Annotated in this window: 21 protein-coding genes; 9 read left to right on the forward strand and 12 right to left on the reverse strand. The window is 40.7% G+C overall.

From position 1 onward, the window contains the following. The first annotated feature begins 48 nt into the window (after positions 1-48). From AC4GME_RS04130 to AC4GME_RS04140, 3 genes are all read left to right on the forward strand, one after another. Positions 49-333: a DUF4242 domain-containing protein gene (locus tag AC4GME_RS04130; RefSeq protein WP_490375663.1), complete on the forward strand. Its 285-nt coding sequence runs from the start codon at positions 49-51 to the stop codon at positions 331-333. 111 nt (positions 334-444) lie between these two features. Then, on the forward strand, positions 445-1,380 hold the full coding sequence (locus AC4GME_RS04135; RefSeq protein WP_490379049.1) for a carbon-nitrogen hydrolase family protein: 936 nt from the start codon (positions 445-447) through the stop codon (positions 1,378-1,380). A gap of 461 nt (positions 1,381-1,841) precedes the next feature. Further along, positions 1,842-3,962 (forward strand): alpha-amylase family glycosyl hydrolase, encoded by a 2,121-nt coding sequence (locus AC4GME_RS04140; RefSeq protein ID WP_490375746.1) that lies wholly within the window; start codon positions 1,842-1,844, stop codon positions 3,960-3,962. Between the two features lie 88 nt (positions 3,963-4,050). On the opposite strand, the gene AC4GME_RS04145 is transcribed toward AC4GME_RS04140, so the two are convergent. Continuing rightward, positions 4,051-4,200, reverse strand: coding sequence for a hypothetical protein (locus tag AC4GME_RS04145; RefSeq protein WP_490375745.1), 150 nt, complete (start codon positions 4,198-4,200; stop codon positions 4,051-4,053). 252 nt (positions 4,201-4,452) lie between these two features. Here AC4GME_RS04145 and gltS point away from each other — a divergent pair, with 252 nt between their 5' ends. Beyond that, a complete protein-coding gene (gene gltS / locus AC4GME_RS04150; protein WP_490375744.1) occupies positions 4,453-5,652 on the forward strand; it encodes a sodium/glutamate symporter in 1,200 nt (399 codons plus the stop codon). A gap of 106 nt (positions 5,653-5,758) precedes the next feature. On the opposite strand, the gene AC4GME_RS04155 is transcribed toward gltS, so the two are convergent. Both AC4GME_RS04155 and AC4GME_RS04160 read right to left on the reverse strand, forming a co-directional pair. Beyond that, positions 5,759-6,274 (reverse strand): protein disulfide oxidoreductase, encoded by a 516-nt coding sequence (locus AC4GME_RS04155; protein ID WP_490375743.1) that lies wholly within the window; start codon positions 6,272-6,274, stop codon positions 5,759-5,761. Beyond that, entirely contained in the window at positions 6,267-8,405 is a 2,139-nt protein-coding gene (locus AC4GME_RS04160; RefSeq protein ID WP_490375748.1) for a protein-disulfide reductase DsbD family protein, read from the reverse strand. The genes AC4GME_RS04155 and AC4GME_RS04160 overlap by 8 nt, the downstream gene beginning before the upstream one ends. 510 nt (positions 8,406-8,915) lie before the next feature. Here AC4GME_RS04160 and AC4GME_RS04165 point away from each other — a divergent pair. Then, positions 8,916-10,685: a putative bifunctional diguanylate cyclase/phosphodiesterase gene (locus tag AC4GME_RS04165; RefSeq protein ID WP_490375742.1), complete on the forward strand. Its 1,770-nt coding sequence runs from the start codon at positions 8,916-8,918 to the stop codon at positions 10,683-10,685. 41 nt (positions 10,686-10,726) lie between these two features. On the opposite strand, the gene AC4GME_RS04170 is transcribed toward AC4GME_RS04165, so the two are convergent. Next, a complete protein-coding gene (locus AC4GME_RS04170; RefSeq protein ID WP_490375741.1) occupies positions 10,727-11,233 on the reverse strand; it encodes a cupin domain-containing protein in 507 nt (168 codons plus the stop codon). Positions 11,234-11,364: 131 nt separating this feature from the next. Between AC4GME_RS04170 and AC4GME_RS04175 the strand changes: the two genes are divergently transcribed. The 3 genes from AC4GME_RS04175 to AC4GME_RS04185 all read left to right on the forward strand — a co-directional run bounded on the left by AC4GME_RS04175 (position 11,365) and on the right by AC4GME_RS04185 (position 13,468). Then, positions 11,365-12,027, forward strand: coding sequence for an HAD family hydrolase (locus tag AC4GME_RS04175; protein WP_490375740.1), 663 nt, complete (start codon positions 11,365-11,367; stop codon positions 12,025-12,027). 303 nt (positions 12,028-12,330) lie between these two features. Further along, a complete protein-coding gene (locus tag AC4GME_RS04180; protein WP_490375739.1) occupies positions 12,331-12,915 on the forward strand; it encodes a hypothetical protein in 585 nt (194 codons plus the stop codon). A 13-nt stretch (positions 12,916-12,928) separates the two neighbouring features. Then, entirely contained in the window at positions 12,929-13,468 is a 540-nt protein-coding gene (locus AC4GME_RS04185) for a hypothetical protein (protein ID WP_490375738.1), read from the forward strand. Positions 13,469-13,639: 171 nt separating this feature from the next. Here AC4GME_RS04185 and AC4GME_RS04190 read toward each other — a convergent pair whose 3' ends face one another. From AC4GME_RS04190 to AC4GME_RS04215, 6 genes are all read right to left on the reverse strand, one after another. Beyond that, a complete protein-coding gene (locus tag AC4GME_RS04190) occupies positions 13,640-14,293 on the reverse strand; it encodes a hypothetical protein (RefSeq protein WP_490375737.1) in 654 nt (217 codons plus the stop codon). Between the two features lie 48 nt (positions 14,294-14,341). Further along, positions 14,342-15,520, reverse strand: a complete 1,179-nt coding sequence (locus AC4GME_RS04195; RefSeq protein ID WP_490375736.1) for a hypothetical protein — start codon at positions 15,518-15,520, stop codon at positions 14,342-14,344. Continuing rightward, the gene (locus AC4GME_RS04200; protein ID WP_490375735.1) at positions 15,517-16,230 is read right to left on the reverse strand and encodes an ABC transporter ATP-binding protein; all 714 of its coding nucleotides are present in this window, start codon (positions 16,228-16,230) and stop codon (positions 15,517-15,519) included. Before AC4GME_RS04200 ends, AC4GME_RS04195 begins: the two co-directional genes overlap by 4 nt. Next, positions 16,230-17,447 (reverse strand): ABC transporter permease, encoded by a 1,218-nt coding sequence (locus AC4GME_RS04205; protein WP_490375734.1) that lies wholly within the window; start codon positions 17,445-17,447, stop codon positions 16,230-16,232. The genes AC4GME_RS04200 and AC4GME_RS04205 overlap by 1 nt, the downstream gene beginning before the upstream one ends. A 71-nt stretch (positions 17,448-17,518) precedes the next feature. Further along, the gene (locus AC4GME_RS04210) at positions 17,519-18,748 is read right to left on the reverse strand and encodes an ABC transporter permease (protein WP_490375733.1); all 1,230 of its coding nucleotides are present in this window, start codon (positions 18,746-18,748) and stop codon (positions 17,519-17,521) included. A gap of 71 nt (positions 18,749-18,819) precedes the next feature. Continuing rightward, entirely contained in the window at positions 18,820-19,578 is a 759-nt protein-coding gene (locus tag AC4GME_RS04215) for an outer membrane lipoprotein-sorting protein (RefSeq protein WP_490375732.1), read from the reverse strand. A 286-nt stretch (positions 19,579-19,864) separates the two neighbouring features. Between AC4GME_RS04215 and AC4GME_RS04220 the strand changes: the two genes are divergently transcribed. Continuing rightward, positions 19,865-20,062 carry a hypothetical protein gene (locus AC4GME_RS04220; RefSeq protein WP_490375731.1) on the forward strand — a complete coding sequence of 66 codons (198 nt, stop codon included), beginning with the start codon at positions 19,865-19,867 and terminating at the stop codon, positions 20,060-20,062. A gap of 95 nt (positions 20,063-20,157) precedes the next feature. Here AC4GME_RS04220 and AC4GME_RS04225 read toward each other — a convergent pair whose 3' ends face one another. Then, positions 20,158-20,451 (reverse strand): ArsR/SmtB family transcription factor, encoded by a 294-nt coding sequence (locus AC4GME_RS04225; protein ID WP_490375730.1) that lies wholly within the window; start codon positions 20,449-20,451, stop codon positions 20,158-20,160. A 115-nt stretch (positions 20,452-20,566) separates the two neighbouring features. Continuing rightward, positions 20,567-21,253, reverse strand: coding sequence for an esterase/lipase family protein (locus AC4GME_RS04230; protein ID WP_490375729.1), 687 nt, complete (start codon positions 21,251-21,253; stop codon positions 20,567-20,569). Between the last annotated feature and the right edge of the window lie 34 nt (positions 21,254-21,287).

Here is a 21,287-nt window from a genome sequence, read left to right on the forward strand (position 1 = left end):
AAGTATCTCTGTTTAGCTGGAAATTTATTTAGCAAAAGGAGAAATATCATGCCTAGGTATATGATTGAACGGGATATCCCCGAAATTGGCACAGCGGATCATGATGCATTACGTGAAGCGGCCGGGAAATCCAATGGCGTGCTTAATGATATGAAAGCAGAACGCAAAAATGTTCAGTGGGAACATTCTTATGTAACCAGCAATAAAACCTTCTGTATCTATCTTGCCGACAATGCGGAACTCGTCGATGAACATGCACAACGTAGCGGCTTTCCGGCTACAAAAGTAACAGAAATCAAACGTGTAATTGATCCCGTGACTGCTGAAGGTTAAATATATGCAAACATCTAATGGTTATTGAACAACTTGGTTATGTTATTAATTTCTTATGGACAATTAATAACATAACTAATTACTTTCTCGAAAATAAACGAGGAGATAAACATGATTAAAGTAGCAGTAATACAACACGCTCCGGTGTTGTTTGATCGTCATAAAACCATTCACAAAGCAGTGCAGTTAATCGCACAAGCGGCCAAAGAAAAAGCGCAATTAGTAATATTTCCGGAGGCATTTATTTCAGGATATCCAGCCTGGATATGGCGCTTAAGACCCGGTAGTGATTGGACCGTCAGTGAGAAATTACACCAAGCTTTATTGGATGCAGCGGTTGATATTGATGCAGGCCAGCTTAAACCGATACAGGAGGCGGCTAAGTTACATAATGTGACAGTGGTTTGCGGATTAAATGAACGAGACGGTCAATTAAGCCGATGCACAGTGTATAACTCAGTAGTTACGATCGGCAATGATGGTGAGCTATTAAATCGCCATCGTAAACTGATGCCTACCAATCCGGAGCGTATGGTCTGGGGATTTGGCGATGGCTCAGGCCTGAATGTCGTTGACAGCCCAGCCGGGCGTTTAGGTACATTAATATGCTGGGAAAACTATATGCCGTTGGCTCGTTATAGCTTGTTTGCCCAAGGAGTGGAAATTTATATTGCTCCCACCTATGACTGTGGTGAAGGCTGGATTGGTAGCATGCAGCATATTGCGCGTGAAGGTCGTTGCTGGGTGATAAGCAGTGGTGTTGCATTAAACTGTGCAGATCTGCCCGATGATTTTCCTGATAAACAGCAATTATACCCCGATCCGGATGAATGGATTAATAACGGAGACTCACTCGTTGTCGCACCCGGCGGTAAAATTATAGTGGGTCCGAAACATAAAGAGCATGGCATCTTGTATGCTGAAGTGGATTTACAGCAAGTGGCTAACGCAAAACGTGTTTTGGATGTGGCGGGCCATTATTCTCGACCGGATGTATTTACTCTGCATATTAATAAACAGCCGCAAAGCCCGATAAAAGTGACATAAACAACAGCTTAATTCCGATAAAACGGATCGATTATTTGCGCAATGGGATCGGCCGGTTAAGGATGAAAATTCGGGTTTGGCTTATCGACAGATAGCGCAAGGCTTTGTTATAAAACATAAAGTTAATATAACTTATGTAAACAGGAAAAAATTTAGCCCTTGCTCGGCGGGCAATACTTTTCCTGTTTTTTTGTTTCGTGTTTAAAAAAACAGCAAAAACAGGAGCTTCTACGCCCCTAAAGCAAAATAAGCGCCTACGCCCCCATAACACAATGACTCTAAAATCATAAATTATTTTACACTTTTTTGTCTGTGATTCTTTTATTGATCATAGTTTTACACTTTGCTTTTCTTGTTAATTGGGGAGTGTGACCCGTAACAGTTTCAGTTTCGCCCATATATGCTTAAATGCCTGACTTTTATTATTTAGTCCTATTTTTAAGCTTTTAAGGTATATATATATGATGTTACGGAAAACTCTATTAGCTCTATCTGTCTCAGCTTTACTTACCGCCTGTGCTGGTGGTAGTGGTCAGTCGGCTTCAGAAGCAAAACAGTCTGCAATCCTGGATGTTAAGGTTGAGCAAGCAAAAAGCGCTTCTGATAATCACCTGGTCTGTAATCAGCCAGATAGTGCAGAAGCGGCCTGTAACCTGCGTATGTATCAGGTAATGGTTGAATCTTTTGTTGATGCCGATAGCACGGCCGGTTTTGGTACGGGTTACGGTACAAGTCATCATAACGGTGATATTGCTGGTGTTACCGCCTCTCTGGACTATATTAAATCATTAGGTATAAATACCATTTGGCTAACACCAATATTTGAATCTATTGCTCGTGACGGTCAGGATCAGTGGGCAGATCGCCTTGATGCTACAGGATATTTCAGCAGTGATTATTTCAAGATAGATCCTAAGTTCGGAACACTAGAACAGGCTAAAGAATTAGTAGAGCAGGCTCATGCCAAGGGCATGTATGTAATCTTTGATGGTGTTTTTGGCCATCACAAAGGTAACGTAGTCGCTTCACCTGAAGGTCGTTTGCCAACAACAGGTAAAGCGCAGGGTAATGCTGGTTTTCATGCAAAATTCCCTGAAGATACTGAGTTCTATAAAGAGGTTGCGGCATACTGGGTAAACGAACTGAAGATTGACGGCTGGCGTCTTGACCAAGCCTATCAGCTGCCACTTGAACAGTGGAATGAAATCAGTAAAGTTGTAAAAACAGCATCTGCTGCTCAAACATATACATTTAACGGTGAAACTGTTAACCCGCTTGGTTACATGGTTGCTGAAATCTGGCGTACCGGCGCAAATGATATAGCTGCACAAGGTTATGGCAGCGAGAAAGCTCCGGCTCTTCCTTCTGCATTTGATTTCCCTGTGCGTTACTCAGTGGTACAGACTTTTGCTGTCGATGAAAACAGTGGCGGCAATCGCCCTGCAACCCATTTAGATGAAGCACTATTCTCTCATGTTTCTTACCCTAGCCATGCGATGCCTAATCTAATGTTAGGAAATCACGATTTAGTACGTTTTGGCGATCTACTGCAACGCGGCAATATTGCAGATCCTGAAGATGCTGAATATTGGGAACGTCACAAGGCAGCCCTAAGCTTTATGGCAGCTTACAGTGGTCCAATCACTCTTTATTATGGTGAAGAGATTGGAGCTCAAGTAGATGATTTTGCAGCTAAAATCCAAAAATGTTCAGGTGATAGCGGCATGTGTGATGATCACGTAGCTCGCTCTAATGTGAAAATTGAAGGTATTGCGACGACTGTTGGCGGTGAAATAGGCGTACTTAATGCGCAGGAATCCGATCTTAAGCAATATGTATCATCACTGATGGCAATGCGTAATGCCCATCCAGCTCTATATAACGGTAGCCGTACTCATATCCATTCTGATGATGCGATTTATATCGACCGCAAAGATGCTACTGATGATCATATCCTTTACCTAGTAAATACGAAGGCTAAAGAGGCTAAAATCACACTTACGGCTGAAGCAATCGGCAGTAACGGTGCCCTGAATAACTTATTAGCAGAGCAAACCGTTAACTTAGTAAACGGTCAGTATGAATTAACACTTGCACCATTTACAGCCGCTTTTTATGAGATAGCGTCACCTTCGAAAGAGGGACCAAGCATCGCAGCAAAAGCAGGCGGTCTAACGGGTGCAGGTGTTCTTGCAAAATGTAATGCTCCAACATACAAAGGAAAAGGACCACTTGGGAAGAATATATGGATTCGTGGTACCTATAAAGGGGGTGATGGTTTTAATGCAATACCAAGCTCACGTAAATTTAAATACAAAGGTAAGGGTGTTTACCAAGTTGTTGTGAAAGAGAAACAAGCAAGTGCATTCTCATTCAAATTTGCAGCTGGCGACTGGTCATCTGAATTTGCAGTTGCTAAATCTGGGAGCGTAATCATTGGCCAAGAACAAGCAATGATGACAGCATCTGGAATGGGTACTGAATCACCAATCACTATCCCGGAAGCGGGAACTTATGTTTACAGCTTTAAAGTAGATAAAACCCTTAAGGGCGGAACTATGATGGTTAGCAAATGTGAGTAAACTTTTAACGCTAGGTTAAAAGTTTATTATAACTAAAAATCGGACGGCTATGGAAATCCATAAATGTCCGATTTTTTTTACTCGTTTTTTAGATACTTGCTAATAAAATATTACGACTGGATTCAAGGGTTACTGATTGTTTTTCACCGAAATGAGTCATCGCGTGACGCTCGAGTTGTTTGGCAATAACATCCGCAACATCCGAGCCTAAATTGTAATCAGCTATACGTGCCTGCATTTTATTGATAATAAACGCTTATCCTACTGGCTTGATGAGTATCAGCTCAGTGATAATGCCAGCAGGTCAGTGTATCCAGGTAAAGATTTAATACCCCATCGAATCAGGCTATTAATCGATTTTCTGTTAAATCATTTTCAAAATAAGATTTAGCAAATTACTGAGAAAAGGCTATTCTTTTTACCATAGAAATAACCTTAACATGATAATAATCGTTTGAATAACAGATAACTAAAGCTCTAAAGGATGAATATGGAACTTATTACGATCAAAGCATTTGTGTCGTTTACCCTAGCGATTATTTTGCTGTTTATCGGTAAATACGCAACTCTCAACTCAAGCCTATTACGTAAATACAGCATTCCAGAACCAGTAATTGGTGGTTTTGTTTGTGCAACCGTTGTTGCGTTATTTTATTATCTATTTAATATCGAAATTCATTTTGATTTAGAAGTTCGCGATATTCTTCTGCTCTATTTCTTCGCAGGTATTGGCTTAAACGCTGACTTTAAAACCCTACTCTCTGGTGGCAAACCACTAGCGCTATTAACCGGCATTGCCGTGATCTACATAGTGTTACAAAACATCCTCGGTATTAGTGTCGCCACCGCCTTTGGATTAGAGCCATTATTAGGGCTAATGTCTGGTTCAATTTCACTAATTGGCGGCGTTGGCACGGCCATGGCATGGGCACCTATTTACGAAGAGATGGGCATACAAGGTGCTGCTGAAATGGGTATCGCCAGTAATACCATAGGTCTGATCCTAGCTTGTGTGATGGGAGGCCCTATTGCAAACTACTTAATTAACCGCCATAAATTAACACCGAGTGACGATCATCATTTAGATATCGGTATCAGCCATAAAGACCACGTAAAGCTCGATCATTTTGGGGTATTACATGCCTGGTTAATATTAAATGTCAGTTTAATGATTGGTTACATGCTGGACATGTTAATTGCTGAAACAGGGTTGAAATTGCCTATGTTTGTTTCCTGTTTAATTGCTGGTATTTTTATTGGTAACTTTAAGAGTTTGGTATTAAAGAGAAAAACAAATGAAAATACACAACAAGGTTTAGGTTTAATTTCAGATATCTGTCTTGGCATGTTCCTGACCATGGCACTAATGGCATTGCAGTTATGGCAGTTACAAAGTGCGATTGCCTACTTAAGCTCGGTGATGTTCCTGCAAGCCCTGCTCTCAATCGTTTTTACAGTGTTTATCGTTTACCGGTTTATGGGCAAAGATTACCAAGCCGCCGTTATAAGTGCGGGTTTTGGCGGGATAACGCTTGGCTCCACCGCCACTGCGATTGTTAATATGACCGCAGTCACACAGCAATATGGCGCAGCCCATCGCGCATTTATTGTCGTGCCTTTAGTATGTGGTTTCTTTATTGATTTAGCTAACGCATTAATCATCAACTGGTTTGTAGGTTTTCACGGTTAATTAATAGCAATCCGCATAAATATCTGGTCAATCTTGCTAGTTAAAAGTAAATAGAACGTCCACAAAAAGCAGCGAGTATTTGCTGCTTTTTGCTATGGCGTTAAGCTCAAGCGAATAGTAAACGCAACCACATACCTAGCGGTGATGTGAACCCTGTTGTCACAGACTTGATTTCACCTTTATCAATAATAAAAATAGTTGGTGTGAACGACACGCCCCACGCTTTACTTATCTGACCTTTGGCATCGTTAATAACGTTAAAATCATACTCTTTTGCCTGCAAATATTGCTTGATTCTAGCGGGCTCTCCCGAAGCTAACGCCACCGTCACCACCTGAGAATGATTGGAAAGAAAATCAACCGAAGGAGAAACAGTGCTGCAGACTGCACACCATGTTGCCCAGAAATAAACCAATACAGGTTTTTCCTGACTGAGCGCTGCTAAATCCAATTTTTCACCTTGTACAGAAGTTTGTATTAAATCAGGCGCCTGCCCTGAAACCATCGACTGACTGCGCCAAATATCAACAGCAAAAGCAACAAGGGTGGCTATCAATAACAGGATAACCACCTCTTTTATCCAACCCAATACACCTTTGGTTTTTTTATGATCTTCAGTCATTATTGAGCCCTTTTGCCTGTTGGATAGCAGAAAGCACCGATTCAGTGGTTAATATCGTTGCTAAAGGAATGCCTTGCGGTGCCCCCGGGCCGTAAACAATATTAAATGGCACACCAAAGCGCCCATAGGATTGTAAATAAGCAGTGACTGCATCAGAAGGTACAGTCCAATCACCTTTCATAATCATAATATTGTCGTCTTGCAGCAGGCTGTAGATAGGCTCTTGTAATAACACGCCGATTTTATTCGCCTTACAAGTTACACACCAGTCCGCGGTAACATCAACAAATACCACCTTACCCTGCTTAACTTGTTGTTCAATCTGCTCACTATTTAAAGGAACCCATTTTAACTCGGCAAGTGGGGTAACCCATTTATTAGCGGTTAAGCTGGCAACAAGCGTAATGGCAACGCTACTGACTAAAATAGTGGCCAAGACAATCATTAACACTTTTTTACCACGCTTATTGCCGATTAAGAGCAATAATAAAATAGTTAGCAACAGACCGATTAAGAGCGTAAGCGTGCTACCAATAAAGATGGTTAATAAACTTAACAGCCAGTAGCTGGTAATTAAAATCATTAATGCAAAAACGATTTTTATGCTATTCATCCATTTCCCTGGTTTTGGTAACCATAGAGCAGTTGATGGAAACAGGGCTATCAATAACCAGGGCAATGCCATACCCAGCCCTAATGCAGTAAAAATAATAAATAACTCAAAAGCTGATGCACCTAAAGCAAACGCCACCGCTGTGCCTAAAAATGGCGCGCTACAAGGCGTTGCTAATAACGTCGCAAACATACCCTGCAGGTAATAACCTAAATAGGATTGTGAGCCTCTCGTCGCTAACCATGTTTGTGCTTTTGCTGGTAACTGAATTTCAAATAATCCCAGCATATTAGCGGCAAACAGGGCTGTGACAGCCACCATCACACTAATAAAATAAGGGCTTTGGAATTGAATCCCCCAACCTAATGCTTGCCCTGAAAATTTAAGCATCAATAAAAAAGCCGCTAATAACCAGAAAGAACTCAAAATACCTGCCGATGAAGCGAGGAACTGCCAGCGAATCTGCTTACGTTCAATGCCATGAGCCGATAGTACGGTACTTAATTTCATCCCTAATACAGGTAAGACACATGGCATGATATTTAAAATAAGCCCGCCGATTAGCGCAAATATAAACATCGACAAAACCGTATTGGACTCACTCAAAATAATTTTCCCTGATGGCTGGGTAGCGAGCTCCACTGCCAAGTCATTATCAATCACAGTGACATTCAATAAACGGCCATTTAAATCAAGCTTACCTGTCCAGCTGCTGGCAATAATTTCTGCGCTTATCTGATCACCTGCAATCGTTATTTCAGGTGTTGAAAAGCTAACACCATCAAGCTCACTATCAGATGAATCAACAAAAAGATCGGGAGATAACCAGCCCATTTTATTCTCAACTTGTACAACTAGCGTTTGTTTTTGATTATCCCAGGAAGAGCGAAATCCAGTAATTGTTGAACTGGTTTGTCTGTTTTCAATAGCTTGTAGATCAACTTTCATTGGTACAGCACCAAGTGCCTGATTATAAGCAAAAAATGCGTCGTCATTGATCGCCAAATTTTCACTTTCAAAGTTCAATTCAATTTCGTAGTCGCTCAATACACAAATATTGGTGCATGACGCCATGGTTAAAGTACCTTTTAAAAGCACAGGTTTTGCAAAATCTTGAAGATGCAAAGTAATCGGGAAGTTAATAACCCCCTTGTAACCCAAGGTTTCCACTCCCAATACGGGATAACGTTTAGGAGCAGGCCACGCCCAAACAACTTCGCCGATATTTGATGAGGTCGAAAAATCAAAAGAGGGTGCAACACCTCCTTCTCCCGGTGAGCGCCAGTAGGTTTTCCATTCTCCCTCTAACCTCACTTGCAAAACTGCATTAACGGTCTTTAATAATGAGGAACTTTGCCCAGTTAACTGCATCTGCACAGAAACGGGCGGGTGATTAGGATTAATTAACCACCCAGTTGAGGTTTGCTCAAGGGAGCTATTAGCCGCAATAACAACACTGCTAAAAAAAGAAAAACTCAGCAGTAAACTGACTAAAACAGAGCGAATAAAATGGATCAATTTGTTCAATTGGAAATCTCCAAATAATAGGAAAAAGCAGGCAATTATAACTAGCTACCTAATATAGAAAGGGAATTTGCATGAAAAATTTCATCCTAAAAATACAAGGCGCTGTGTTTATCTTGAGGGAGTATTGAGATACTTTGCTTTTTCTGTGTTGTTTATCAAAGCCATAAACTCATCAAGATATTAAATATATGCAATAATTATCTATTATCTGAGCCTATTAATCTAAAATATTTCAGCAAGATACAAAGGTAGTTTTCTATAATTGCCAAATCCCTAAAAAGAAAAGCACTCGACAGAATTGGAAGACAATATAATTTAGACCAGCATTTAAAGATACAGTGCAATTGTTAAAACCTAGCGTGAATAATTATATTTTTAACGCTATGCACTTGATCAATCACGTGGTTCACATTACTGGCATATTTGACTATCTAGAGTATAAAAATCGCACTATGATAAGTAAACATTCTATCAGCTAACTGCAAAATTCAGGCTTTTAATATGACATCATTTTCAATCATTTTACTGATAGTTTTATTAGTGGTTGGTTTACGCCTGCTAATTATTGAGCGTAGTCATCGAACCATCAAGCGAACCCATCACCATTTACAAGCGCTGATAAACAGCATTCCAGATCTCACTTGGGTTAAAGATAAAGAATCACGATTTTTATTAGTTAACACACAATTTTCTAGAGCATTTGGTTTTGCTAAGGAAGATATTATAGGAAAAACGGACTTTGATATCAGCGTAGATCCGGAGCAAGCTCAAGGTTATTATGAAGATGATATGAAAACCCAGAAACAGAGAAAAACATTTCATACTGAAGAGCAGATAACCGGCTCAGATGGCACTGTTGGATGGTCTGAAACAATAAAGGTTCCGGTATTTGATAACCACAATCAGATCGTGGGAACGGCAGGAATGGCCCGAGATATCACCAAACGAAAACATGCCGAGCAGAAAATGGTTCACCTTGCTTATCATGATCATCTTACCGATTTACCAAACCGTATATCTTTTAACCAGCGTATCACCAAGTTATTAAACCTGAATAATTGTACTGTCGCGGTCATCTTGTTCGATTTGAATAATTTCAAAACAATCAATGACAGCTTAGGCCACACCCGCGGTGATGAAGCCCTTGTGCAGATATCAAAGCGATTAAAATCATTGGTTGATGACAATACTATCGTCGCGCGATTAAGTGGCGATGAATTTGTTATCGCTCATAACTATTCTAAGCTGGAGAATTCACTCGAAAAACTACAAGTTGCATTACTGCAGAAATTCGAAGCACCAGTAGTACTCAAAGAAGTAAATTACAATATTAGTGCCAGTTTTGGTATTGCCGTTGCCCCGCAAGACGGACGTGATTATGAAACCCTGTTAAAACATGCTGATTTAGCCATGGCACAAGGCAAAATAAATAAGAACAACCATTGCGTGCATTTTATTCAAAAATTCGCCGATGAATTACTTTATAAAATGAGATTATCCAATCAATTACATTATGGTCTGGAGAAACAAGAATTTAGCTTAGTCTATCAGCCCAAAATAGATTCAAATACAGGTGCTTTAGTTGGGGGCGAGTCACTTCTGCGCTGGAAAACAGATAATGAACAATGGATTTCACCCGCAGACTTTATTCCAATCGCCGAGAAAAATGGTTTTATTATTGAACTTGGTAATTGGGTAATAAAAAGTGTCCTTCAACAAATTAGATACTGGCTTGATAATAACATTCAGGTCGTCCCTGTATCGATTAATGTATCGGCAATTCAACTGCGTCAACCTACTTTTGCTGACTATCTGTTTCAGCAACTCGAGCGCTATCAGATACCCGGTAATTTACTGGAAATTGAACTCACAGAAGGGGTGTTGATGGAAAATATTGAAGAGATGATTACGCTGCTCAATAAGATACGCAAAAAGGATATTGTGATTAGTATTGATGACTTCGGTACTGGTTATTCAAGCCTCTCTTATCTTCCGCAATTACCAATCGACACCTTAAAAATAGACCGCGCATTTATTAGCAATCTTCATCTTAATTTGGATAATCAAAAAATCGTACAAACCATTGTCAGTCTTGCCAACAATTTTAATCTGGCTGTTATTGCTGAAGGTGTCGAAACAGAAGAGGAGCTGGCCGAAACCCGCAACTGCGGCATTAATAATGTTCAAGGTTATTATTTCTCACGTCCATTACCAGTCTCTGAGTTAGAAAACAGATGGTTAAACCATACAGATAACAGAATGGACAGTTAAACAGCTCTAACTTAACACTGTCCACAGTTACCTTTATGCTTTTATTTATTAGCCTCTATTGGTGTAACTTTAGCCGCGACAGCAATAAATCTTGCGCCCTGTTCACCCGCTTGAACAAAATGGCTTTCTCCAGGAAGGATCAGGTGAGTATCTCCAGGGTTTAATATCTGCTGAATAACATCACCATTTTTATCAACAAGATCAATTGTTAATTGCCCTTCCAACAGATAATAGAGCTCTTCTGTATCAAGATGAGCATGCAAACCTACACTTGCATCAGGATCTAAACTTGAATCCATAAACAGTTCGATACCACTTTTCAGTAATCGCTCTTGTTTATCAGGCTGTTCGTTATACAGCCATTTGCCTATTAACTTACCACTTCCCTGCTGTCCTTTCGGAGCGTCAAAGTTTTCATGAGCCGGCGTATATAATACATTAGCGATCCCCTCTTTTATCTTAAATCGAGCGCTGTTTTCATCCCCTTGAGGTGTATATACAGGGATATTACTACCATGAAACTCTTCTTCAGTTAAAATTTTAGCCATACCAATCTCTCTCCTTTATTTGTGATATTTTCATGTACTGAATGCAGTACCATTCCGTTGAAAAACTTATTATATGCCCTAATAAAGCTTTTGTTGTATATTATCAAGCTCATTTACCTGTAGGAAACATGATGAATTATAAAGCCGCAATTTTTGATATGGATGGTCTTCTTTTAGATACAGAAAGAGTGTGCCAACAAGCATTTCGTGAAGCGTGCGAAGCCCTGTCACTGCCTATGTTAGAAGATGTGTATTTAGGGATTATCGGCTGTAATGCCCAGGGCATTAAAAAAGTAATTTGTGATGGTTACGGGGAAGATCTTGATTACGAGCAATTACGAATAGAGTGGATGAACCGTTATCATCCAATCGTTGAGCAGCAGGCTATCCCAGTAAAGAAAGGCGTTATAGATTTATTAGATTGGTTAAAAGCGCAGTCAATTCCGATCGCGGTTGCCACATCAACCCATAAAGAGCTGGCAATCACCAAGTTAAAGCTGGCGGGATTATTCGACTATTTTGAGCACCTCAGCAACGGCTGTGAAGTCAGCAAAGGCAAACCCGATCCGGAAATATTTCTGCTTGCAGCAAGCCGTTTAAATATATCTGCGCAACACTGTCTCGCGTTTGAAGATTCAAGTAACGGTGTACGCTCAGCTATTGCCGCTGGAATGCAGGTCTACCAAGTACCGGATCTGGTAAAACCCTGCGCAGATATTATTGCTTTAGGTCATACCATTAGAGATTCGTTATCGGATGCATTAAACCACCTAAAAAAACAAAGTGTTCGCTAGAGGAATAAGCTCTTTGAACTGAAAAACAAAAAGGAGATGCCGACACTGGCTATCCTTTTTTTATCTCATTATTCGCAGTTACAACTCCATTTCTGCTAACTCAGTTAAATATACCTACTCAGTCTTCCCAGCAAGTTCATTTTTCATTATCGTAATATCCATCGTATATTACGCTCGGATCACAATTAAGAACACCAACCGCTTGAAATTGTTAACTATTACCACTAGTATGCCGACATTACTTTTAGTTGCTTTTTAGTTGCTATGAATGAATCATCACAAATCACATATATGGATATAATTATGACTGGAAACATAAAATTTTTGGCGGTTATTTTTGCTTTTATTTTATCAGGCTGTTCTCACCAAATTCAGCTGAACCCTGAAATGAAAGAATTTACCGAATCAGAGCAAAAGATAGATAAAACGGTTGGTTACTTTATCACTAAAGAAGATATTAAAAAAAGCGTTACAACTCCTGGTGGCGGCGGGGATAGCGTGACATACACCCCCTATAAAGACACTGAAACCGTGTTGTATACCGTTCTTATGAATAAATTTTCAGATGTCTATAAAGTAGATTCTCTTGAAGACAATAATTTCATTGAAGAAAATAATATTCAGTATGTTTTCATTCCCAAGCTAATAACAGATTCCAGTTCGGACAGTGCATTAACATGGCCTCCTACCAATTTCACTATCAGCTTGTCATGTCAAGCAATTGAAAGTGAAGGAAAAGTTGTTTGGGAAAAAACCATTGACGTTGAAGGTAATGCTGAATTTGATGAATTTAAGCATGACTTTTCACTATCAGCAAGGCGTGCGACAGAGCAAGCCTTCGTTAAGCTAGCTGAAGAGTTAGAAAATCAAACTGCATTTACAGAATAGAGAAGAAAATATTATGAGATACCTACTTTTACTCAGCATTATGATTATCAGTGGTTGTTCAGTGGCTACGCCACCTTACGAACCCACCATTAGTAATGCTCAAGTGATAAAAAAAAGTGATGTTAAACCACTCAATGTGGGACATTTTAAAACGGATAAAAACCTTAATAGCATCAGCTTAAGAGCCTCAAGTTTAAACTCTTCAGTTGGTAACAGTTTCGGTGATTATTTAACCAAAGCGTTAAGTGAAGAGTTAAAGCTAGCCAAAGTTTGGTCTGGTGTATCTAATACAGTGGTGAGTGGTGAACTGTTAGAAAATGATATAGATATTTCAGGTTTTAGCATAGGTACAGGAGTTATTTCGGTTAAATTTATGGTTAAGAAAGGTGAGGAGCTGGTTTTTGATAAAAATATCACAGCAAACCATGAATTCGAATCATCTTTCATGGGTAACATCGCAATACCAAACGGGCAAATGAGTTATGTAGATCTAGTACAAAACTTAGTAAAAGCTTTGTTCTCCGATCCGGATTTTATCAAAGCTGTAAGCTAACTTTGATTTAGAGCCTGCTGGTGCAGGCTCTTCTACCACATGTTCGGTCAATAATGATGCAACTGCAGTTTGAGTTTTCCTGCTTACCCAAAACCTTAATAATCCCCATATCTACAAACAAAGTAGGCGATTTCTTTCTATGCGGCTCAAAATAAAAAATCCAGCCTCTCGTTACAAACCAATACTCTGCAAAATATCCAAAAATACCGCTTCGCGATTCTTACTGGTCAGTGCCGGATACAAACGACACAGGCGGATTGCGTGGCCAAACTTGTTTTTTCCTATCACACTTAAAACGCGGGTAAACAGCTGCTCATCCAGGTGAAAGGTTTGCACCGCATGAGTTACGGCATCATCCAGACTGACATAAGTAACACCATCAAAATCAAAACTGTCATGCTCCTGCTCGATAGTCAGCGTTTCATTGGCGACCACTAACTGCCATCCCTGGTAATTAATACGCCCCTGCATCATTTCAAACATAGGCCAGGCGCTGCGTTTAAAACCTTCAAAGGCACTGCCTTCCAGTTCCGACTCTTCAAGCTCCTGCTTGGTCCAGTTCGAACCAATACTCAGTATCTTTTGGTGCTTTACTGTTAATGCCTTTTTAATTGCATCGCGATAAGCATAAAGCGAGCTAAATGCGCTGCGTTTAACGATAGTTGCGCACTCATTGCAGCTTGGCAGACAAATTGATCTATGGGTTAACAGGTTTTCTTCGCTACTGTATTTAGGAAAATTGATGGTTTTATATTTTGGCTCACCGCAAAACCAACAAGTGGCGCGGTAATTAAAGGGGATTTCAATAACGGGGTAACGGTTCATACCTGTCCAGAATGTAGTAAGAGATAAGCTAAGGTTACATTTACCGACTTAAAAACTCCACTTAACTTGTGCAAAAGCTAACAAGCTGGGGGTTTGACCAAAGAGACTACTCGAACTGCCAGCAAAGCGTTGTAATACCGCCAGCAGTTGCCAATCATCAGCCAATGAATAACTGTTGTTTAGACCGACAAAATAGGAGCCGTCATCATAATAACTGCCCGAGAAGGTTAAACGGCTTAGTGCAGACAGATCAAAACCAATTTCAGCATAATAAGTGAATTCAGTAAAACTTAAGGTACGCGCAGTCAGGGGAAGATTTAAGAATTTCAGCGCACTATCCACATCTTGCGGGTTAGAGATATATAAAGCTGCTATTCGCCCAATCCAGTTAGCTCGACCGGCAAAACTGTAATCACTTTCAATACAGGCCACCAGCGATGATTGCAGGGGCTGATCGTCCCATTCATCTTGTGCGGGTTCAAACCAGGTCACTTCTCCGCGTAAACCCGCACCTTTAACGTCACCTGCAAAACCGCCGCCAAGCACATAATCTAAATGTGCTTTACCCGCTAACAGTTGCATATCCCAGCCTTGCTGATTAAACAGATAACGACCAGCATAACTATTAAGATCACTGTCTTGATTGGGGTTGTAAACCAGTTCCACTGAACTGGCAAAACCAAGTTTTCGTTTCAGTAATAGCGCATCACTGCCGGCGCGCTCCTCATAATCAAAATCGTAGATTGAATATGAGTTAAAGATATCATTGGGATTCCACAAGGTGGTCATTGCCCAATTGATACGGAAACGTCCGCCACGTGCTTGCCAGTTATCCGTAGACCAATCGAAATAGAGCCTGTCAAACTGGGTATTTCCCACCAGCCCGTTTTTATCTAACCAGTTAGTAGAGAGATCCATATAGCCGGGATCGTATGCAATTAAGTCCCCGTATCCCGGTAGCTCGGCTGTATCACCAAATAACAAACGGTTACGCATACCGGCGTTAAAACGAAATTGTTTATTAAAGCGATATTCATAATTAAAACGCTGATGAATAAGATGATCGACGGAATTGTCATAATCGTCCGGCAGGTTAACTGTGCCCATATATTTCACATAACCACCCAAATCCCAGTTCTTCAGCGGTGCCAGTCCGGGAATTTGTGCATAAGCACAGGCACTAAAAACAGTCGCGATTAAAACGCATAGTAGACCAAGTTGTCTCACTGTTTTATTTCCCCGCTATGCTTCTGCTCTATCTGTTTATCGTCTGTTTTTTTACCATCTTCAAAAACAATCACGCGTTTAGCACGCCCGATAACGCGCGGATCATGAGTTGAAAAGATAAAGGTGGTGCCTTCCTGCTCATTAAGCTGCTGCATAATATCAAGCAGTTCAGCCGTACTTTTAGCGTCTAAGTTAGCGGTCGGTTCATCCGCCATCACAAACTTAGGACTCGGTGCTAACGCTCGCGCCACGGCGACACGCTGCTGCTGTCCGCCGGAAAGTTTGGCAGGCACTTTATGTAAGTGATCAGCCAGTCCGACTTTAATTAACAAATCAGTGGCACGTTGGCGGCATTCGGCTTCGCTATGCCCCTGCAGCTGCATTACAAACTCAACATTCTCTAATGCCGTTAATACCGGTAACAAACTATAGTCCTGAAAGATAAAACCGATATTATCGCGACGATAAGCGATGCGATCTTTTTCCTGTAACTCAATAATATTCTTGTCATCAATACAGACTTTGCCTGACGTGGGAGAGTCAATGCCACCTAACATATTAAGCAGAGTCGTTTTACCCGAACCAGACGGGCCCATTACGGCCACAAACTCACCTTGGGCTATCTCTAAATCTAAATGGTCCACTGCATGCACCGGAAAATCAGTATCCTGATTATAGGTTTTACATAATTGGGTGATTTTTATGGTCATTAATGTTTCTCCGCCATTGCATCAACAGGCCGCTGTTTAAGAATTTGTCTTGCCGGATAGAGACCGGCCAAGAAACTCGCCAATACTACTGTACTGAAAGTTAACAGATAATCACTACTGCTTACTTGTGGGTATAACAAGGAATCAATACCCATTGCCCCCAAACCTTCCGCCATGCCTGTTAGCGGTAGTCCGGTTTTCTGCAGCACAGATAAAAGCGACCATGAGGCAATAACACCTAACAACCCGCCCACCAGCCCAAGAAAGGTTGATTCAAGTAAAATCAGCGCTAATATTTTGCTTTTTTGCATCCCCACGGCCATCAAAACACCAAACTCCCGGGTGCGTTCAAAGACCGACATCAGCAAGATATTGACAATACCAAAACCCATTGCCACCACAAAAATAACCAGGATGATCAGATTACTTGATCCCATGCTTGCCGTCATGGTGGCAAGCATCGGTTGGATTTCACCCCAATCCTGAATGATATTCTCAGTGGATAGTTGCTGCTTTATCTTGCTTTTAATGCTTTGCAGTTGTGTGTCATTTTTTACTAATAGCGCGATTTGATGGTCGCCGTTCAAACCACTTAATTTTTTTAAGTCATCTTTACGCACAAACACATGGTTATCATCAAATGCACTGGCAGGTGTTTTAAAAATACCTAAGACACGAAAGGCGGCACCTGCGACATCACCACTGACATTAGTAAAAGTGAGTACCACTTTTGAACCAACCCGAAGTTTAAGACGCTGTGCGGTTTTACTGGATACCAGAATCGGGTTTCGGCCCTTAATGCCAAACCATTGGCCGTCGATAATATTTGTCGCTATCGGTGTGATATTCACTTCGCTGTTAATATCAATACCCAGGATGGTAACACCGCGGGTGCTCCGCGCAGAGGCGATCATACCTTGAGCAAGATGTCGTGATGTCCACGCTTTTATTTCAGGTAAACTGTTAAACTGCTTCGCCAGCTCCTGCCCCTGCACTATGGTTTTATTAATATCAGGATCATCGGCATAGGATTTTTGATGTATTTGCAGATGACTGGTTTGCCAGTTAATCGCATTGCTGAGCATATTATCAACCATACCATTCATAAAACCGACCATCAGGGTTACCCCCATTAAACCAAAAACCACGGCACCCAATACAATGCTGGTACGTAGTTTGTTTCTCCATAAATTGCGCCAAGCCAGTTTAATTAACATAAGCCACCTTCTGCTCCTGAATCACAATGCTGGTGCGTAGTTTGTTTCTCCATAAATTGCGCCAGGCCAGTTTAAGCTGCATGTGCACCTCCTTTTAATGCACTGACCAGATCCATTCTATAAAGTCGCCACATCGGATAAATTAAACATAAAGCCAACAACCCCAGTACAACCACGACTTGATGCAGGAATAACCAAGGATCTAATAACACCGGAATAATAGGATCATAGCCCATCTCCAGCATTAACTGCGCGGTATCACCGGTGAGCTGGATAGGATTAAAGAATAACCAGGTAAGGATAGGGAATGACAGCAATAACCCAAGGCAGATGCCTAACAACCCGATAAATGTGGATTCAATAGCGATAAGTTTTAATAACTTAATGCGTAATAAGCCAGTCGCCAACATCACAGCAAACTCACGCTGACGCTCTAAAACCATCATCAACAGTGTCGCAAACAATGCAAAACCGACAATGCCATAGAGCAGATACATCAGAAACAGACCGCTGGCGCGGTCAATTAAGATTTGCTGCGCCATATCCGGAGATAAGTCCTGCCAGTCTCGCACATTAACCTTTTCACCATAAAAAGCTTTTAAATCATTAACCGTCTCTTCTAATAAAGAGAGCTCTTCGCTATGTAATACCCATGCTGTGACTAAACTATCTGTGCTATATAACTCCTGAGCTAGCTGTAAAGGTAAGTAAATAAGCTGATTATTTAACTGCGGCATAGGGAAATGTAAAATACCTTTGATGGTATATAAACCAGCCGCCGTTTGCCCACGATAACCTTGTCCGTAAAGGATCACTTGCTCGCCAAGCTTTAAACCTAAATGGTCAGCCAGCCCTTCGGCAATCAAAACCTGTTGATCATCTGCCTGCAGGTAACTGCCGCTGATTAATTTATCTGACAAACCTGAGTATTGAGCCTCTTTATCCGGATCGACACCCAATACCATCACCCCTTTAGATTTATCGCCAGCGGCCGCTAAGGCAAATGATTCGATACGTGGCATCACGTATTGCAGGTTGTGATGATGATTGGCAAATTCGATAAATTTATCATCACCTGGCAGCAGATCATCAATGCTTTGACTCTCTGCAAATTCAGGATGCTGTAATTGAATCAAACCTGTAGACAAGCGCGCGGCATTTTCAATATTGGCGGTATAACTGCCCTCTTGAACACAACGCATCAACAAAGACAGTAACAAAGCTAATGCCAGTGCTGATGCGGTTAAGATGGTACGGCGTTTTTGCCGCCAAAGATTTCGCCAAGCAAGTGTGACTAGCATAAATAATCCTATCTATATCCAAACTACTTGAAGAGGCAGAAATCTGTACATTTAAATAGTTTGGGTATTAATTAATCGCGTAATGATTTCATTTGGCTTTGTGAGAAAAAATCGTCGCCGATTGCAAAGTTAAATTGCGCTTGATGGGTAATCATCTCAGTTTTATTACCCGGTTTATCCGCCGGAATCATCTCCATACGAGCGGCGATTAGTCGCCCACCCAACTCTTTAATATCAAAGGTCTGCATAGTATTAATCAATTCATCAAAGTCATCATAGAACTCCACTTTGCGCTGCAGGTAACTCTCCTTAGATATCCACAAACGCACCTTGCTCCATACCACCGGCGCATCGGGTTTGGCAAATGCATCAATCACCCAGCTCGGATCATTATCAATCACTTCACTGCTCACCATTTTATGGTCGTAATCAACCACGATTGACGATTGGTTAATCAGATCATCATTAGTGAAATCAGAGCCCATCCACGACTGCCCGAGCATTGATGGCGCGATTTTTACCACGCGTTCAATAGCGGGGATCCAGTTCCACATCTCCTTCTGGCGCTTTAAAGAGCTGCTGCCTTTATCTTTGGCAGGGGCGGTAACCAGCACTAACGACAGATCTAACCCTTTCGTCCAGCTTTTCATGCTCATACTACGTGTCCAATCGGGACGAATAATATTCATGGTAATTTCACTATAACTGGAATCTCCACGCATCTGTTGATCAGATTTTTCGATAATTTGAAAAGCTTCGCTATTTTGAGCAAAGAGTAGATTAGAAAAAAACAGGCAGGCAGTTAATAACAGGGTTGATAAATAAGGCATTTTCAATTCCTATTTTTAATAACACGGTACAATAAATGTACTACGTTACAGCAGTTTCGACAGCAATAATGTTATTTTTATCCTGTTTTAAGTCACTAAATTACAATTAAAACAAAAGCAGACTCGATCGACGAGCTGGCATCTGAAAAGATAATCATTTAAGTTTAAAAATAATCGGTAAGTCCTACTGGGAATTTAGCCCTAACGAAACTAGATATACTGGCACTGTAAGTGAATATTTTAAGATTGATGGAAAATCATTTTCTCAAGGACAAGAAATTGGTTTATGTATGTTCATATGTTTGGATTCGATGTTGCTATTGAAAATGATGCTGAAGCAGGGATAAATTATCTGATTAATCGCGAATGGGATGCGGGTTTAAAATATGGTTATTCCGAAGCAACATTGGACAATAGTTCATTTGAAGCGACCGATACAGGTAATGCGCTGATGCTTACATTTGCGAATAGCTTTTCAAATTAGTAATGAGCCGTTATTAAAATGTTTATCTCTCTTTGAGAGATGAACATTTTTATCTTAAACAAACAAAGCGATAAGTCAGCCTCTTTGTTTATCTCTTAATCCTGCGCATCCGCACAGCACTCATCTTGCAGATAACCGATAACAGTTTGTAACTGCGCATATTCAGCAACACAAAAAAGCACTCGCCCTTCTCGTCGTTGTGTTATCAAACCAGCCGAAGCTAAGCTTGACAGATGATGTGATAACGTTGAGCCGGGAATGCCTAACTCTTCCTGCACAGCGCCTACCGCAATACCTTGATGCCCTGATTTCACTAGACGTTTAAATATTGCTAATCGTGTCGGATGACCCAATTCTTTTAATGCTTTAGCAATGATTTCGATTTCCATTAAATTCACCTCTCTGTTTTATATTTCGATATTAACAGAAACATATTAGCAACAACAGGCTTTCTATGTATATCTACTGCATTCCACAACTCTGGAAATATATACCCATGTTACTTCAAGATGCAAAATCATCACGCAAAAACAGGCCATTTTCTAAAAAATATTGAACTTGACGAATTACATTCCTGTTTTTCATCATAAAGGGATGGGTTACGGGCATAATTAAATGATCTTTCATGCCGTATAATTTACTGCTTGCAACCGAGACTTTGCCATCATTCTTACCGGGTAATAGCATTGATAAAATAGGATTAACACTGCGTTTTCCTGCAATAATCCCCAATTCAAAATTTGCCTTGCCAAGGCGATTGGGGACGCTGTTATTGTCTGTACTTAATTGTAATCCGGCTTGCAGTCTAAGCTTGGGGTGATGGATCACTTTTTGTATTTGTAATAGATCAATTAACTGCGAACCTTTATTAGGTGGGCCGAGCATCACCACGCGACCCAAATTGTCAATCAGCTTATTTTGCAAATAGATGCGCACTAAAATACCGCCCATCGAGTGCGTTACAAAATGAATTCGCGCCTGATTAGGGCATAATCTCAGCGCATCATTAATGGTTTTTTCAGCCAACTCCTCGATTGAAAATTTAAATGATGGATAACGACAATTAATAACATGGTAACCAAGCTTATTTAAACTATTGCCGAGCTTTTTCATGCAACGCTCTGTTTTTCCTAGGCCATGTAATAAAATGACCGATTCGTTTTTTGCTGTTGCTGCAAAATAATTATCCATATCATCCTCCCGGAATACGCCCTAGTGAGTCACC

The sequence above is a fragment of the Psychromonas sp. genome, assembly GCF_983033635.1.